A 14,017-nucleotide genomic window follows, 5' to 3' on the forward strand; every position below is an offset into this window, starting at 1 on the left:
TCCTGTGAATGGGGGGAACGAACGAGTATCGAGTCGCGGTTGCAGCGGCACATCCGACCAACGCCCCGCAGTTGACCCGCACCGCGGTCGACCTCGCGCGGGAGCGAGACGGCGAGGTGCTCGTGTTCAGCGTCGTCGTCACCGAACGCGAGTCGCCGTTCGCGCTGTTCACCGACGAGGTCATCATTCGTGAGTTCGGCGGCGAGCGACGGACGATCCTCGACCGAGTGGTCGAAACCGCCCGCGGGACCGTCCCCGTCCGCGGCCAGTTGCTCGTCTCCCACGACGTGGCGCGGGCGCTCACGGACGCCGTGGTCGAGTTCGACTGCGACGCGCTGGTCGTCGGGTGGCAAGAGCGCGACCGTCCGAGCACGTTCGTCCTCGGAAGCAACGTCGACCGACTCGTCGCACGCGCTCCTTGCGACGTGCTCGTGGAGAAAATCGGCCCCGCGGACGGCGTCGACTCGATTCTCGTCCCGGTCGCGGAGGGACCGCACGCGGAACTCGCGGCGGACGTGGCCCGCGCCATCGCGCTGGCGAACGACGCCCGCGTCCGCCTCCTTCGAGTCGCCGACGACGGACGCGACGAAGCGGAGCGCCTCCTCGCTCGCGTCGCGGCGCGGGTTCCCCCGGCGCGAGTCGAGACGGAGGTTAGAACCGGAGACGTCGAGGAAACGGTCGTCGCGGAAGCGTCGAAACACGACGTGACCGTCCTCGGTTCGACCCGACGGGGGATGCTCCGACGACAGCTCGTCGGCACCGTGCCGCAGACGGTGGGCGGGCGAGCGGACACCACCGTCATCATCACTCGCCGTAACGTCGGTTTCCGACCGCGATTGAATCGCCTGATTCGAGAGGCGCTGTGACGACGGGAACCGTCGTCGTCGTCCTCGTCGCGGTGGTGGCGAGCCTCTTCATGGCGTGGGCGCTCGGCGCGTCGAGCAACTCGCCGCCGTTCGCCCCGGCGGTCGGCGCGAACGCGATTCCGACGATGCGCGCGGCCTTCTTCATCGGCGTGTTCGCCGCGCTCGGTGCCGTCGCGCAGGGCGGAAACATCTCCGAAACTATCGGCAGAGGTCTCATCGACGGCGTCGCGATAACGCCGCTCGGAGCCGCCGCGGGGCTGTTCACGTCGGCGCTATTCATCGCCATCGGCGTTTGGACCGGCTATCCGATTCCCGCGGCGTTCGCCACGACCGGCGCGATAGTGGGCGTCGGACTGGCGCTCGGCGGCGACCCCGCGTGGGAAACCTACCGTCGTATCGTCACCTTCTGGGTGTCGGTCCCGTTCGTCTCGGCGACCATCGCCTACACGACCGCCTCCCTCCTGCGAAGCGAGTCGATACCCGAAACGGTCGGCGTCCCGCTCCTCGGCGGATTGGTGGGGTTCGTGCTGGCGAACATCGACATCGCCGTCGTTCCCGGTTCGACCGGCCGACGAACGGTTGCGCGCTTCGCCTCGCGGCAAATTGGCGGCGCGCCGACGCTGTTCGGCACGTACGACGTGGTGATGGTGACTGTGAGTCTCGTCGTCGGAGCCGTCGTCTTCGTCGCGTTGCGGCGCGAGATGAGGCGGTCGATGGAAGCGGGCATCAAGCGATTTCTCGTCGGCCTCGGGGCCGTCGTCGCGTTCTCCAGCGGCGGGAGTCAGGTCGGCCTCGCCACCGGCCCGCTCGAACCGCTCTTCTCCGACCTCGGGGTTCCCGGCGTCGCGCTGCTCGTCTTGGGCGGCATCGGTATCCTCCTCGGCGCGTGGATGGGGTCGCCGCGCCTCCTGCAAGCGGTTTCGCGGGAGTACTCGCAACTCGGCGTGCGGCGGTCCATCGCCGCGTTGGTACCCGGATTTCTCATCGCGCAGGCGGCCATCGCGTTGGGTATCCCGATCTCGTTCAACAACATCATCATCTCCAGCGTCGTCGGAAGCGGTCTCGTCGTCGGGTCTGCGGGCGTGTCCGGCCGGAAGATAGCGGTCACGCTCGCGGCGTGGCTCGTCTCGCTCGTCGGCGCGGGAGCGACCGGCTACGGGACCTACAGCGTCCTGGCGGCGGTGACCGGTATCCGATAACGGCGATCCGAATCAGAGGGTCGCGAATCCGAGCAGACCGAGCAGTCCGGCGAGCAGGTCGCCGTAGCCGAGCGCCACGACCAATCCGACGAACATGGGGACGATGAACGGGATGCCGGGCGACACCCACACCTCGTCTTCGGTGACGAGCACCTCCAACCCCTCTCGCAGTTTCGCGGGCGTCGTCCCGTAGGCGTCGCGGTCGATGTCGGCCAGGAACCGAGCCGCGCCCCACGGGTCCTCGTAGCCGGACTCGCCCGTCGTTCGTCTCGTTTCGACCACCGTCCCGCCGTCGGTCACCGCTCCGCCGGTCACAGCGCCGTCGGTCGGCGGGTTCGGCTCTTTCGGCAGGGTCGCGGGGTCGCGCAGGTCGTGCGCTCGCTCGCGCAGGTCGCCGAGCGTGACGCCGCGCCACCGGAGGTACATCCGAATCGCGTCCAGGTCCGCGCCGCTTCGCGTGGTTCCCTCGGGAGTTTCGAGCAGTTTGCCGTGCGTTTTCGGAATCTCGTCCCACGGAACGACGCGCCCGACGAACATCGCCGACGAGAACCGCCCGGCGAGCAGATTCCGGACGAACAGCGCGGCGGGGTAGAGCGCCCCGACCAGCACCGTGTTCGTCAGAATCGTGAGCGAGAACACGCCGAGCACGGTCCGTTGAACGGGAAACACCCAGCCGCCGTGGTAGTACATCGGAAAGGTCGGGAACAACACCGCGACAACGAGGAACGCTTTCGCGTCCGCCCCGCCGAACGCCCGGAACCACCAGAACGCGAGAACGAGCGGCGCGACGAAGAGGAGGCTCACCGCGACCCGAAAGAGAAACCACCGCCGTTCGAGGGCCCCCGACTGCATCGCCGTCAGACCGTCCCACGCCAGCAGCGCGACCGCGAGCGCGGCCAACGGATACCACGTCCGGTTGTCCACCCGCCGCGTCTCGACGTCGCGCCACGCGGCCCAGCCGAAGACGGGAACGGCCAGCAGTCGCAGGAGGTCGGGAATCGAAGCGTGCACCACGCGGTAGCGCTCGGTCAGACATGTTAGGTGTTGCGGTCTTCGAAAAATGAAGGCGCGTCACCACCAATTTATATCCGCTCGCTGCGAGCGTCGTAGCGATGAGCGACGATGCAGAAATCGTCAAACTTCGGGCGGCGGTCTTCATCCCGTCGGCGTGGCTCTCGCGCGCCAACGACGCCGACCGAACACTCGAGTTCCGCGGCGACGATCGGGAGTTCACGCCGCACGCCGTCAACACCGGAAGAAGCCGGGTCGAACAGGAAGCGGTCGTGGATTTCGCCCGCGAAACGCTGTCCGAGTTCGCCGACACCGGACGCTCGGTGGAACGAATCACCCGCCCCGACGGAACCGAGGAGCGCCGCGAGGGGAAGGCGTCCGCGGACGGAATCTTCTGCACCGACCCCGAGTGGCACGATGGGGGCGTCGAGTTCGTGATACACGCCAGCGCGAGCAACCCGTTGGTTCCGCACCCCCACCCGGTCGATTACCAGGTCGAACTCGCGGTGGACCGCGACGGCGGCGTCGAAGCGCGCGGCCGGCACGACGGGTTCCCGTGCTTCGAGTTCTACGCGCAGACCGACTTCGGCGAGTTCCGAACGCTGTACCGCCACGACTTTCGGGAGACCGGCGACTCGCTGTCGGCGCTGGCAGGGCCGATGGAGTACGAGTTCGAAGCGACCCTCCCGCTCGACCCGGCCGAGTGACGCCGACGTTCGAAGCGGACCCGGTGTTTCGAACTCGAGAGTATTTCCCTCCGGTCGCCGTAGGATACGAGGAACTTCATGACCGGACACGATTCGATAGCGCCGGAGCGGACTCGTTCGCGTTCGAACGGGTCGGCCGCCGAAACGGGAGTGGAGGACGAACCACCGTCGGCGATCGAAGCGGACGACCTGCGGGTGACCTACACCGACGGAACCCGCGCCGTCGACGGCGTCTCCCTGACGGTTCCGAAGGGCGAACTCTTCGGCTTCCTCGGCCCGAACGGAGCGGGCAAGACGACGACCATCAAGGTGTTGGCGACGCTGCTCCGCCCGACCGCGGGCGACGTGCGGGTGAACGGGTTCGACGTGGAGACCGACGCGCGGAGCGTTCGGGAGTCCATCGGCTACATGGCGCAGGAGACGAGCGTCGACCTCGAACTGACTGCCCGGGAGAACATCCGATTCGCGTGCGAGGCGTACGGCGTTCCCCGGGACGAGCGGTCGAATCGAATCGACGAACTGCTCGACCTCGCCGATTTGGCGGACGTGGCCGACAAGCGAGCCGAGGATTTCTCCGGCGGGATGAAAAAGCGCCTCGACACGGCGACGGCCCTCGTCCACCGACCGCCCCTCGTCTTCCTCGACGAACCCACGACGGGGCTGGACCCGAAAGCCCGAACCCGGCTGTGGGACTACTTCCGACGGATCAACGACGAGGGGACGACGATATTCCTCACCACCCAGTACCTGGAGGAAGCCGACCAGCTCTGCGACCGCATCGCGGTCATCCTCGACGGAAAAATCGTCGCCGTGGGGTCGCCCGCGGAACTGAAGCGGCGCGTCGGCGGCGAAATCCTCGACGTCGAACTGGAGGACGAGGACGACCGCCGACGCGCCGTCGAAGTCGCCCGGGAGGCGGACGTCTTCGATTCGGACGCGGCGATAGAGGCCACCGACGACGGTTTCACCGTCACGGCCGCGTCGGCGCGAGCGAACGGCACCGACCTCCTCGTCGCGCTCCGCGACGCCGGGCTGACGGTCACCGGCTTCAACGTCAGAGCGCCCACGTTGGACGACGTCTTCCTCGCCATCACCGGCGAGCACGTCGAGGAGACGCGGGCGATGGACGAACCGGTCGCCGGACGGGGTGAACGGGGATGAGCGCGCCCTTCGACGCCGACCCGTCGGACGCCCCCGTTCGACGGTCGAGTAACACGTTCCTCGGGGACGTCTGGGTGAACTTCAAGCGCTGGAACGTCAAAGCGATTCGAAACCCGTTCGTCCTCGTCGTCTCGCTCGTCCAGCCGATAATCTTCCTCGTGCTGTTCACCCAGGTGTTCGGGCAGGTCGCCACCGGTGCCGTCAACCGCGGCGGCGGCGCCGCCATCTCCTACGAAACCTACCTCGTTCCGGCCATCTGCATCCAGGTGTCGCTCGCCGCGGCGGCGACGTCGGGCGTCGGACTGGTGAACGACATCGAGAACGGGATGTTCGAGAAGGTGCTGGCGACGCCGATGAACCGTACCGCCGTTTTCGTCGGGAAGACCGCCGCCGAGGTGCTTCGCATCGGGGTGCAAATCTCCATCATCATCGGCCTCGGCGTCCTGCTCGGCGCGGAGGTCGCGACCGGGGTCGTGGGCGCGGCGGGAATCGTCGCCGTCGGCGTCCTCTTTTCCCTCTGGTTCATCTCGCTGTCGAACTCGCTCGCGGTGCTGACCAGGGACCAAGAGTCGACCATCATCGGAGCGAACCTGCTCCAGTTTCCCCTCCTGTTCGTCTCGACCGCGTTCTTACCGCTGGCGGCGCTTCCGGAGTGGATTCGGACGGTCGCCGGATTCAACCCGATCACCTACGGCGTCGACGCCGCGCGGGCAATCATGCTCGGCGCGGACGTGATGACCGTCGTTCAAGTCTCGCGGTTCGACGGACTGTGGAACGCGCTCGTCCCCGCTCTCGTCGTGCTCGTCGCGCTGGATTTGGTGCTCGGTTCCGTCGCCGTCTACTTGCTCCGGCGGGCGTCGAGTTCGAACGTACGATAAAGAGCGTCGCAACCGTCTGCCGTTCGACGAAACCCCCGGATATACTCGGGGCCTTAGATGACGCGGTTCTGCAGGTAGTCGAGGTGCTTCGCGTTGTAAACGATCTTCACCTCGTCGGTGGCCGCGCTGCCGATACAGGTCAGGCGCACCTGCTTCTCTTCGACCTCCTCGTCGCTGAGGATCTGCTGCATGTCCATGTCGATTTCGCCCTCGAAGAGGATGGCGGCGCAGTTCGCGCAGGCACCGGCGCGGCACGAGAAGGGCCAGTCGTAGCCCTGCGCCTCGGCGGCCTCGAGGATGTACTCGCCCTCGTTGACGTCGAGCGAGCCGTAATCCTCGTCGTCGAAGTCGGCGTCTGCGGCCTTGTCGAACAGGTCGTCGTCGTTCATATCCCAGCCCTGGTCGTCCAGCACTTCGTAGTTGAGGTATTCTACGGTAGGCATCAGCCGAGGCTTCGTCCGCGGGATGGTTAGTAGTTATTGTTTCGACCGGCAAGGAGTATAAACCGGAACGGGCTCAGGCGAGCGGGACGAGCGAGAACAGGAGGTACGACGCGATGGCGGAGATGGAGGGCGTCAGTATCCAGAGGCCGACGACCCGCGCCGTCGTGGACGGGTCGAAAAGGTCGCTGGCTTGCAGCGTGTTCGGGTCCTCTTCGCCTATCTTCGCCACCTCCTCCTGCTCCGCGGTGAGCGCGTTGACCGACATCTCCGGTCGCTCTTCCTCGTCTTCGGCGCGCCCGCGAACCGCGGCGGCGGCGGCGTCGGAGATGCGCACCGTCCGGGTCGCTCGACCCCACCCGAGTCCGACGATGCACATCGTCGCGCTCACCGCGAGGCTGGCCGGAATGCCGATGGCGGAGAGGAAGGTGATGAGACTCGCGCTGACGACCTCGACGATGAGCGCCGCGAGTAGGGGCAGGTCGGTCAGGTCGTTACCCACCGTATCGAGGGTTCGCCGGGCGATGGTGAACGCGCCCACCGCGATGGCCACTCCCGCGAGCAGGACGCCCTCACTCTCGCCGATCGCACCGCTTCCGACGAGCGGTGCGACCGCGTTGGCGACGTTCGACGCGCCGGCCGAGAACGCCATGTAACAGCCGATACCGACCACGAGGACGGTGACGAAGAACTCCTTCGGCGTCGCGTTGGCGGAGACGGTCGGGTACGGTAGCGACCCGACGCGGTCGAACTCCACCAGCGGTCCCTCCGACTGTTCGAGTTGGAACCACACGTCGAGGTAGGGGTAGAGGTAGCGCCCGATGACGGCGCACATCCAGAAGGCGAGGACGGGCGCGATGAGCCACCACGAGATGATTTCGAACATCACCTGCTCGTGCAGGGTTCCGGTCGCCACGCCCAGTCCCGCTATCGCACCGACCGCGGTCATCGACGTGGACGCGGGTACGCCGAAGAGGTTCGAGATGAGCAGGGCCAAGCCGACGAAAAAGAGGACGCCGACGCTGGCGGCGAGGGTGAACTGCCCGCTCGGGACGATGTCCCCGCCCATCGTCTCGATGACGTTCCGCCCGACCGTCCAGCCGCCGAGGAGCGCGAACGCGGTCATCAACCCCGCTGCGCCGAGTTTCGACACGGTGCGACTGCCGACCGCTGGACCGAACGCGACGCCGGTCGAGGAGCCGCCGATGTTGAATCCGACGAACATCGCGACTGCGAGACCGACCACCAGCAAGACTTCGACCATATTCGTACATTCTCCTCCGCATCTTAAACGGTAACGACTCGCTGGATTTACGCGCTCCCGAAACCCAATCGCGAGTATGTTTCCGACGTTCGAAATCGTCCCGGCGGTCGACATGCAGGACGGCGAAGTCGTCCAACTCGTGCAGGGCGAGAAAGGCACCGAGACGGCCTACGGCGACCCCGTCGAAGCGGCCGAAGAGTGGGTTGAACAGGGTGCGCGGACGCTCCACCTCGTGGACCTGGACGGCGCGTTCGAGGGCGAACGAAAGAACGCCGACGCGGTCGAGTCGATTCTGGACGCGGTCGAAGTCGAGATCCAACTGGGCGGCGGTATCCGCACCGCAGAGGACGCCATCGACCTCCTCGAACGCGGGGTCGACCGCGTCATCCTCGGCACCGCCGCGATAGAGAATCCGGACATCGTCGCCGAGATAAGCGACGAACACCCCGACTCGGTGATGGTGAGCCTCGACGCGAAGGACGGCGACGTCCTCGTCTCCGGGTGGACGGAATCGACCGGCCTCGACCCGGCGGAGGCGGCGACGCGGTACGAAGAACTCGGCGCCGGCGCTATTCTGTTCACGGACGTCGACGTCGAAGGACGAATGGAGGGCGTCCGGGCGAATCCAGTCAGTCGAGTCGCCGAGGCCGTCGACATCCCCGTCGTGGCGAGCGGCGGGGTCGCAACCGTAGACGACGTCCGCTCGCTCCGAGAGACGGGTGCCGCCGCGGTGGTGGTCGGCAGCGCGCTCTACCGAGGGGCGTTCTCCCTGGCGGAGGCGCGGGAAGCTCTCGACTAACGGGTCTGTCTGGCGAGCCGCCGGAACACGTCCTGCCCGGAGCCGAGCCGCGGCTCCGCGAACCAGTACGCGCCGGCCGCGGCCATCGGTGCGCCCAGAACGACGCCGGGAACCGTCCCGCACAGGAGCACTCCGATGGCGACCATCAGCCCGCTCAACACGTCACGCTTCATTACGGTTTGTATATTCGCGCGCGATACAGATATAATTACGTCAGACGTATGTCGGGCAATCCGAGTGATACGATACCTGACCGGTAGCCATTCCGACGGAGCGAGACAGCGAACGGAACCACCTTGTAGCTCCGGACGAATATCCGACCATGAGCGACCGAACCGCCGCCGTGACGCGCGAAACGGCGGAGACGAGCATCGAAGTGACCCTGGACGTGGACGGCGACGGCGACTCCACGGTCGAAACGGGCATCGGTTTCTTCGACCACATGCTCGATAGCTTCGCGCGCCACGGCCTGTTCGACCTGACCGTGCGGGCCGACGGCGACCTGCACGTCGACGACCACCACACGGTCGAGGACGTGGCCATCACCCTCGGGCGGGCGTTCGACGAAGCCCTCGGCGACCGGCGAGCCATCCACCGATTCGCCGACCGAAGGGTTCCGCTGGACGAGGCGGTCGCCGACATCGTCGTGGACGTGAGCGGTCGTCCCCTCTTCGAGTTCGACGGCGAGTTCTCGCAGGGCAGGGTCGGCGACCTGACCAGCCACATGGCGAAACACTTCCTCCGTTCGCTGGCGATGAACGCCGGGTTGACGCTCCACGCGGGCGTTAGGGGTGAGAACGCGCACCACGAGATAGAGGCCCTGTTCAAGGGGTTGGCGCGCGCGTTGGACGACGCGACGATGATCGACGAACGGCGGAGCGACGTGGCGAGCACGAAAGAGTCGCTGTAACAGTCGCTGGTGCCGATTTCTCCGTTCACCTCGTGCGCTCTGATTCGACACCGAGGACAGTCCGGACGGAACCGGCGTCTCGGACGCCGGAGCGTATCCGCGACCGAATGCTGGCGACGGTACGAGCCGCGACAAACTCGGCGGTGGGAACCCGCCGACGATTGCGCCCAAAGTACGAATTCGTCACTTACGCGGGGTTTACAGGCCGAAAACAGAAGCGCACGAAAACACCCGTGTACGTTAGTACTCCCTCCGGCGTACGCGCTATCGTTAGTATCTATTCCATACTTGACAAACGTCGGGACCACAGCGAATTTGGAACTATCGTCGGTGTCTTACGCAGTACCTCCGCGATCGGATTGAAGAACGGGAGACCCAGAACAAACGGATTAGCGACCGCTGAGATAAATTCGTACGTGGTTGGGTAGCGGACTCTCAAGCCGTATCGTCGACCATCTCGGCGAACTCCTCGCCCGTGAATCCTCGAAGCGTCTCGGCCGTCGCGTTCCCCTCCTCTAGTACGCTTAACACCGCTTGCGCCGCAGTTTGATCGTCCGGGAAGTCACAGATCGATACGGAGTCGTACTGCCCCATTAACAGGTAGTACTCGCGGAGTTCGCCGCCCAGTTCTTGGAACCGGTCGGCGACGCGGTCGAGGTTCGATGGGCTGTCCCGCACCGTTTTAGCGCCCTCTGGGGTGAAGTTCCAAAGGGTGATATACGTTGGCATCGCACACAGTGAGACGACGGCAATAGTGATAACCCTAGTGTAATAACATTCAACTTGTAAGTCGGACATCCTCACATTACTGGTCCCAGCTAGGCGCTTTTACTGCATAATATAAATTCTCTGATTATTCGGTCTTCTCTTCGTTTCGAAAACCGTGCCGCGGTCGTGCCCGGTCGCGGACCCATGATTCCTTCAGCGGGGGTGCGGTTGTCGAGCGTTTGATTCGGTCGTTGCGTATTATAATAAGAGACGAAGGTGGACGAACCGCGTACGATCGTTACCGTTCGGAACTATCGTCGGACGACGACGTCCCAATCCGTGTTTCTCCGGTCACGGTTCGGGAACGCGGCCGGACTTACCCGAAGACGAGTGCGGTGATGGCAAGCGCGCCGAGGAGTACGATTCCGAGGCCGCTGAACACCCGCACGAGTCGTCGATACGCGGTCGTTCGCTTCGAACGATCGCCGGTAGCCGTGCCGATCGCCCACGCGAGAGCCCCGAGACAGACTGCCGTGATACCACCGACGGTGGTAACGGCGATCCAGTTCTGCCAATCTATTCCGCTCGTCCACAGCGCGTACAGTCCCCAGAGTGCCCATAATCCGACGAGAATCCCGAGTGGAGTTCGATACGTTCGGCGAGTAATTTCCGTCATTTGCCACGAAGAGGACTCCCACTACGATAAACACCATTTCCGTTGATCTGTCCGTTACGTTGGCTCTTTCGCCCGCGGATCGATCGCACTATCTGCGGTTTTTCCGCGGAGTAACGAGCGATTCGCGCCCTGCATCCGACGGCGGTGCGGACTGGCGCTGAGCGGGAAAAACCGAGATACCGAATCCCTCTCTACGGATAGACGCGCCGAAACAGGCCGGGATAATCCAGCACGAGTCCATCGGAATCGACCGGCAGCTCCGCGGTGAACTCGCTGTCCAAACTCTCGTACCGAAACACCCCGCCGGACGAATCCAGCGGTTCGAGACAGGTGTATCGCTGTTCGACTGCCTCCGTCGTCATCGCCGGTACGTCGACGTAGACGACCGAAATCGTCGCGCTCTCGCCGGAGTTCCAGTCGAGTCGGCGGATCGGAATCGCGTTCGTGAAGGGCGTCACCGCGATATCCACGTCGCGGCACCCCCCGAGTTCCGGTGCGGCGTCCCCGTTTTTCGTCCAGTTTCCCTCGCCGTCGTGCTCGAGTTCGATTCCGGTCTCCTCTCCGAGGGGGTCGATTTCGACCCGCCGAACCGTCCACGACGCGTCGCACCGCACGCGGTAGCGAATTCGGAACGGTTCCTTCGTGCCTTCGCCCTCCGCGACTCCCGCGAGGACCCCGTCCGCGCGGACGGGGTCCTCGAACTCGACGGTGAGGTGTTCGGTGCCGATTCCGCCTCTCGTCTCCCAGACGACCTCTCGTTCCATGGCGCGTCCGACGACGGGAGCGGCGATGAATCCACCCCTTCGAACCCCACAGGACTAAATCGTCGGGCGCGTCTACCTTCGACAAGGATGTTCGACAGAATCATGCAGAAGTTCGAGGGCAGTCCGAGCCAGCAGCGGGTCATCAGGCTGTTGCTCGAACGCGGTTTCTCGGTGAGCGACGAGGGTCGCGTCGTCTCGGGCGGCATCGAGATTCCGAACACGCAGATAGCGCGCGAAATCGGGGTCGACCGTCGGGTGGTCGATTCGACCTCGGACGCGATTCTGGCAGACGAAGAACTGCGCCGCATCTTCCAGAACATCTCCTCGATTCCCAGCCTGCGGGACCTGGCTCCGGTGCTCGACCTGTCGGTCCTCACTATCGACGTGACCGACGCCGACCAACCGGGCATCGTCGCCACCGTCACGACGATGCTGGCCGACAACGACATCTCCATCCGCCAGACGATAAGCGAAGACCCGGAGTTCACCGACGACCCTCGACTCTACCTCGTGACCGACGAGGACATCCCCGGCGACGTGCTGAACGACCTGAAGAACCTCGAGTTCGTGCGGCAGATTCGACTCAGCTGAATCGGGGTGGCCGGAGTCGACCACCGACCCCTTCGTTCTCCCCTATTCTCGACCTCCCTTCTCGGCTCCTCCGCCCGTCCCAACATCCGCGCCTTTTCGGTGTTCGCTCCCGAACCCCCCGTCGATGGGCGGCACGACGTACCGAACCGTGGCGAATCGAGGCGAATCGGCGTTCGAAGTCCGCGGCTCCGAGTTCATCGGCTACGCGGCCCCCGCCGAGAGCGTCGAGACCGCCGAATCGTTCGTCGCCGAAATCGACGACCTCCACCCGGACGCCACGCACAACGTGCCCGCGTACCGAGTTCGGGCCGACGGAAACGCCCCCGACCGGGACCGCGGCGGATACCTCCGGGAGTATTCGAGCGACGAGGGCGAACCGTCCGGAAGCGCCGGCAAACCGGCGCTGAACGTCCTCCGGCAGCGCGACGTGGAGAACGCGGTCGTCGTCGTCACGCGCTACTACGGCGGGACGAACCTCGGGGTCGGCGGGCTGGTGCGGTCGTACTCCCGCGCCGTCAAGGAGGCGGTGGACGACGCCGGACTCGTCGAGGAGCGCCCGCACGAGCGCATCGCCATCGCGGTCGAGTACGACGATTCGGGGACGGTTCGAGGAATCCTGGAGAGCGAAGGCGTGGAGTTCGACGCGGAGTACGGCGCGGACGTGCGGTTTTCGGTTCGCGTTCCGGTCGCGGCGACCGACGCGCTGTGCGACCGCCTCCGCAGCGCGACGAGCGGCCGAGCCGACATCGAGACCGCGACGTAGCTCACGCGACCGACCGAACCGCGGTGAACACGCCGTATCCGACGCCGAGCGCGAGGGCGAGCGAGAGCACCCACGCGAGCACGGTGTACCCCATCTTTCGCCCGCTGACGCCGCCGTCGCTCGCGGCGTATCCGCTCCCGATGATGGTGCTGACGATGATTTCGTTGAACGAGACGGGGATGCCGAAGAAGACCGCGGCCTGCGCGATGGCGAACGCCGGGATGAGCGCGGCGATGGAGCGCCGCGGCCCGAGCGCCGAGTAGTCCTGCGCGAGCGCCTTTATCATCCGCGGCGCGCCCGTCCACGACCCGGCGAGGAGGCCGAGTCCCCCGGCGACCAGCACCGCCACGAGCGGAATCGTAAAATCGTCCAAGAGGGGGAGCAGCGGACCGATTGCCAAGCCGACCTGACTTCCGCCCGCCGAGAACGCGACGAGGCCGCCGAGCGCGAGCAGAAAGCGCCGCTGACCGCGGGTGTCGTCCGCCGCGAGCTCTCGCCGGAGCGCGAGCGTGACCGCGCCGGCGAACGCGACCGACGCGAGGACGGCTCCCGAATCGACGCCGCTGATTCGGGGGGACGAGAACGCACCAGCGGTGGCGTCCGCGATGGACGCGTTCACCCCCGGCGGGCCGAGGAAGACGAAGCCAATGTTCGCGACGATGAGGCCCACCACGCCGCCGAGGAGGGGGATGGCGACGCCTTCGGGCACGGCCTCGTGCCGGAGCGTTCGGGCGGTCGCGTAGGCGATTCCCCCGCCGACGAAGGGAGTGAGCACCCAGAGCGCGATTATCTGCTGGTACTTCGCCCACGCGGGGTCGCCGCCGAGCGCCAGCCCGACGCCCACAATCGCGCCGGTGACGGTGAACGCGGTGGCGATGGGATAGCCCGTGAAGACGCCGATAGCGACCAGTATCGCGGCGGTGAGGAGTCCCGTCGTCGCGGCGAGCGGCGACAGTTGCACGCCGATTATCAATTCCCGGCCCACCGCCTCGGAGACGTTCGCCCCCTGCAAGGCGGCTCCGAGAAATCCGAGGATGCCGACGAGAAATCCGGCGCGCATCACCGAGAGGGCGTTCGCGCCGACCGCCGGGGCGAAGGGGGTCGAACCGCTCGACCCCGCGCCGATGGCCCACGCCATGAAGAGACTCGCCATTCCGGCGATGACCACCGTCACCAACCCTGCCATGTCCGCCAGTTTTCCCCTCTCGGGACAATAGTGTACCGACTCGAACGCCCGCCGCGATGCGCCTCGTGACGAGTCGGTTCCGTCGACGAACGGA

General features: G+C 65.9%; 17 protein-coding genes. 9 read left to right on the forward strand and 8 right to left on the reverse strand.

Annotated features, from left to right (window positions below; all coding sequences use genetic code 11):
* Positions 1 to 8: 8 nt before the first annotated feature.
* Together LIX00_RS09985 and LIX00_RS09990 are read left to right on the forward strand one after the other, a co-directional pair.
* Positions 9 to 866 carry a universal stress protein gene (locus LIX00_RS09985; protein ID WP_227353044.1) on the forward strand — a complete coding sequence of 286 codons (858 nt, stop codon included), beginning with the start codon at positions 9 to 11 and terminating at the stop codon, positions 864 to 866.
* 50 nt (positions 867 to 916) lie between these two features.
* Positions 917 to 2,065: an inorganic phosphate transporter gene (locus LIX00_RS09990; protein WP_227355690.1), complete on the forward strand. Its 1,149-nt coding sequence runs from the start codon at positions 917 to 919 to the stop codon at positions 2,063 to 2,065.
* Positions 2,066 to 2,077: 12 nt separating this feature from the next.
* Here LIX00_RS09990 and LIX00_RS09995 read toward each other — a convergent pair whose 3' ends face one another.
* Complete coding sequence (locus tag LIX00_RS09995) at positions 2,078 to 3,076, reverse strand: A24 family peptidase C-terminal domain-containing protein (protein WP_227353045.1); 999 nt, start codon at positions 3,074 to 3,076, stop codon at positions 2,078 to 2,080.
* 101 nt (positions 3,077 to 3,177) lie between these two features.
* Here LIX00_RS09995 and LIX00_RS10000 point away from each other — a divergent pair, with 101 nt between their 5' ends.
* The 3 genes from LIX00_RS10000 (at position 3,178) to LIX00_RS10010 (ending at position 5,822) form a co-directional block, all read left to right on the forward strand.
* Positions 3,178 to 3,783: a DUF3238 domain-containing protein gene (locus tag LIX00_RS10000; protein ID WP_227353046.1), complete on the forward strand. Its 606-nt coding sequence runs from the start codon at positions 3,178 to 3,180 to the stop codon at positions 3,781 to 3,783.
* 78 nt (positions 3,784 to 3,861) lie between these two features.
* Positions 3,862 to 4,944: an ABC transporter ATP-binding protein gene (locus LIX00_RS10005; protein ID WP_227353047.1), complete on the forward strand. Its 1,083-nt coding sequence runs from the start codon at positions 3,862 to 3,864 to the stop codon at positions 4,942 to 4,944.
* Positions 4,941 to 5,822, forward strand: a complete 882-nt coding sequence (locus LIX00_RS10010) for an ABC transporter permease (RefSeq protein ID WP_227353048.1) — start codon at positions 4,941 to 4,943, stop codon at positions 5,820 to 5,822. Before LIX00_RS10005 ends, LIX00_RS10010 begins: the two co-directional genes overlap by 4 nt.
* Before the next feature lie 53 nt (positions 5,823 to 5,875).
* Here the strand turns inward: LIX00_RS10010 and fer are convergent, their stop codons facing one another.
* Together fer and LIX00_RS10020 are read right to left on the reverse strand one after the other, a co-directional pair.
* Positions 5,876 to 6,265 (reverse strand): ferredoxin Fer, encoded by a 390-nt coding sequence (gene fer, locus LIX00_RS10015; RefSeq protein ID WP_227353049.1) that lies wholly within the window; start codon positions 6,263 to 6,265, stop codon positions 5,876 to 5,878.
* Positions 6,266 to 6,338: 73 nt separating this feature from the next.
* Positions 6,339 to 7,526, reverse strand: coding sequence for an inorganic phosphate transporter (locus tag LIX00_RS10020; RefSeq protein ID WP_227353050.1), 1,188 nt, complete (start codon positions 7,524 to 7,526; stop codon positions 6,339 to 6,341).
* A 76-nt stretch (positions 7,527 to 7,602) separates the two neighbouring features.
* Here LIX00_RS10020 and hisA point away from each other — a divergent pair, with 76 nt between their 5' ends.
* Positions 7,603 to 8,325 carry a 1-(5-phosphoribosyl)-5-[(5-phosphoribosylamino)methylideneamino]imidazole-4-carboxamide isomerase gene (gene hisA / locus LIX00_RS10025; RefSeq protein ID WP_227353051.1) on the forward strand — a complete coding sequence of 241 codons (723 nt, stop codon included), beginning with the start codon at positions 7,603 to 7,605 and terminating at the stop codon, positions 8,323 to 8,325.
* Here the strand turns inward: hisA and LIX00_RS10030 are convergent.
* Positions 8,322 to 8,498 (reverse strand): hypothetical protein, encoded by a 177-nt coding sequence (locus tag LIX00_RS10030; protein WP_227353052.1) that lies wholly within the window; start codon positions 8,496 to 8,498, stop codon positions 8,322 to 8,324. The genes hisA and LIX00_RS10030 overlap by 4 nt on opposite strands.
* A gap of 149 nt (positions 8,499 to 8,647) precedes the next feature.
* Between LIX00_RS10030 and hisB the strand changes: the two genes are divergently transcribed.
* Positions 8,648 to 9,235, forward strand: a complete 588-nt coding sequence (gene hisB / locus LIX00_RS10035) for an imidazoleglycerol-phosphate dehydratase HisB (RefSeq protein ID WP_227353053.1) — start codon at positions 8,648 to 8,650, stop codon at positions 9,233 to 9,235.
* Positions 9,236 to 9,670: 435 nt separating this feature from the next.
* Here the strand turns inward: hisB and LIX00_RS10040 are convergent, their stop codons facing one another.
* The 3 genes from LIX00_RS10040 to LIX00_RS10050 form a co-directional block, all read right to left on the reverse strand.
* Positions 9,671 to 9,964, reverse strand: a complete 294-nt coding sequence (locus LIX00_RS10040; protein ID WP_227353054.1) for a GYD domain-containing protein — start codon at positions 9,962 to 9,964, stop codon at positions 9,671 to 9,673.
* 355 nt (positions 9,965 to 10,319) lie between these two features.
* Complete coding sequence (locus tag LIX00_RS10045) at positions 10,320 to 10,619, reverse strand: hypothetical protein (RefSeq protein WP_227353055.1); 300 nt, start codon at positions 10,617 to 10,619, stop codon at positions 10,320 to 10,322.
* 191 nt (positions 10,620 to 10,810) lie between these two features.
* Positions 10,811 to 11,383, reverse strand: a complete 573-nt coding sequence (locus LIX00_RS10050; protein ID WP_227353056.1) for a putative glycolipid-binding domain-containing protein — start codon at positions 11,381 to 11,383, stop codon at positions 10,811 to 10,813.
* An 87-nt stretch (positions 11,384 to 11,470) separates the two neighbouring features.
* Between LIX00_RS10050 and trpY the strand changes: the two genes are divergently transcribed.
* Both trpY and LIX00_RS10060 read left to right on the forward strand, forming a co-directional pair.
* Entirely contained in the window at positions 11,471 to 11,974 is a 504-nt protein-coding gene (gene trpY / locus LIX00_RS10055; protein WP_227353057.1) for a TrpY family transcription regulator, read from the forward strand.
* 124 nt (positions 11,975 to 12,098) lie between these two features.
* Complete coding sequence (locus LIX00_RS10060; RefSeq protein ID WP_227353058.1) at positions 12,099 to 12,737, forward strand: IMPACT family protein; 639 nt, start codon at positions 12,099 to 12,101, stop codon at positions 12,735 to 12,737.
* Position 12,738: 1 nt separating this feature from the next.
* Here LIX00_RS10060 and LIX00_RS10065 read toward each other — a convergent pair whose 3' ends face one another.
* Positions 12,739 to 13,923, reverse strand: a complete 1,185-nt coding sequence (locus LIX00_RS10065) for an inorganic phosphate transporter (RefSeq protein WP_227353059.1) — start codon at positions 13,921 to 13,923, stop codon at positions 12,739 to 12,741.
* Positions 13,924 to 14,017 lie beyond the last annotated feature (94 nt).

It is taken from the genome of Haladaptatus salinisoli, from assembly GCF_020614375.1.
GTDB classification, from domain to species: domain Archaea; phylum Halobacteriota; class Halobacteria; order Halobacteriales; family Haladaptataceae; genus Haladaptatus; species Haladaptatus salinisoli.

Bases quoted from the DNA above. Each gene is read 5' to 3' on its own strand.
- LIX00_RS10065 (WP_227353059.1), bottom strand. From the start codon at position 13,923: ATGGCAGGGTTGGTGACGGTGGTCATCGCCGGAATGGCGAGTCTCTTC.
- LIX00_RS10005 (WP_227353047.1), top strand. From the start codon at position 3,862: ATGACCGGACACGATTCGATAGCGCCGGAGCGGACTCGTTCGCGTTCG.
- LIX00_RS10000 (WP_227353046.1), top strand. From the start codon at position 3,178: ATGAGCGACGATGCAGAAATCGTCAAACTTCGGGCGGCGGTCTTCATC.
- LIX00_RS10040 (WP_227353054.1), bottom strand. From the start codon at position 9,964: ATGCCAACGTATATCACCCTTTGGAACTTCACCCCAGAGGGCGCTAAA.
- LIX00_RS10050 (WP_227353056.1), bottom strand. From the start codon at position 11,383: ATGGAACGAGAGGTCGTCTGGGAGACGAGAGGCGGAATCGGCACCGAA.
- hisA (WP_227353051.1), top strand. From the start codon at position 7,603: ATGTTTCCGACGTTCGAAATCGTCCCGGCGGTCGACATGCAGGACGGC.
- LIX00_RS10020 (WP_227353050.1), bottom strand. From the start codon at position 7,526: ATGGTCGAAGTCTTGCTGGTGGTCGGTCTCGCAGTCGCGATGTTCGTC.
- LIX00_RS10010 (WP_227353048.1), top strand. From the start codon at position 4,941: ATGAGCGCGCCCTTCGACGCCGACCCGTCGGACGCCCCCGTTCGACGG.
- LIX00_RS10045 (WP_227353055.1), bottom strand. From the start codon at position 10,619: ATGACGGAAATTACTCGCCGAACGTATCGAACTCCACTCGGGATTCTC.
- LIX00_RS09990 (WP_227355690.1), top strand. From the start codon at position 917: ATGGCGTGGGCGCTCGGCGCGTCGAGCAACTCGCCGCCGTTCGCCCCG.
- hisB (WP_227353053.1), top strand. From the start codon at position 8,648: ATGAGCGACCGAACCGCCGCCGTGACGCGCGAAACGGCGGAGACGAGC.
- LIX00_RS10030 (WP_227353052.1), bottom strand. From the start codon at position 8,498: ATGAAGCGTGACGTGTTGAGCGGGCTGATGGTCGCCATCGGAGTGCTC.
- LIX00_RS09985 (WP_227353044.1), top strand. From the start codon at position 9: ATGGGGGGAACGAACGAGTATCGAGTCGCGGTTGCAGCGGCACATCCG.
- fer (WP_227353049.1), bottom strand. From the start codon at position 6,265: ATGCCTACCGTAGAATACCTCAACTACGAAGTGCTGGACGACCAGGGC.
- LIX00_RS10060 (WP_227353058.1), top strand. From the start codon at position 12,099: ATGGGCGGCACGACGTACCGAACCGTGGCGAATCGAGGCGAATCGGCG.
- trpY (WP_227353057.1), top strand. From the start codon at position 11,471: ATGTTCGACAGAATCATGCAGAAGTTCGAGGGCAGTCCGAGCCAGCAG.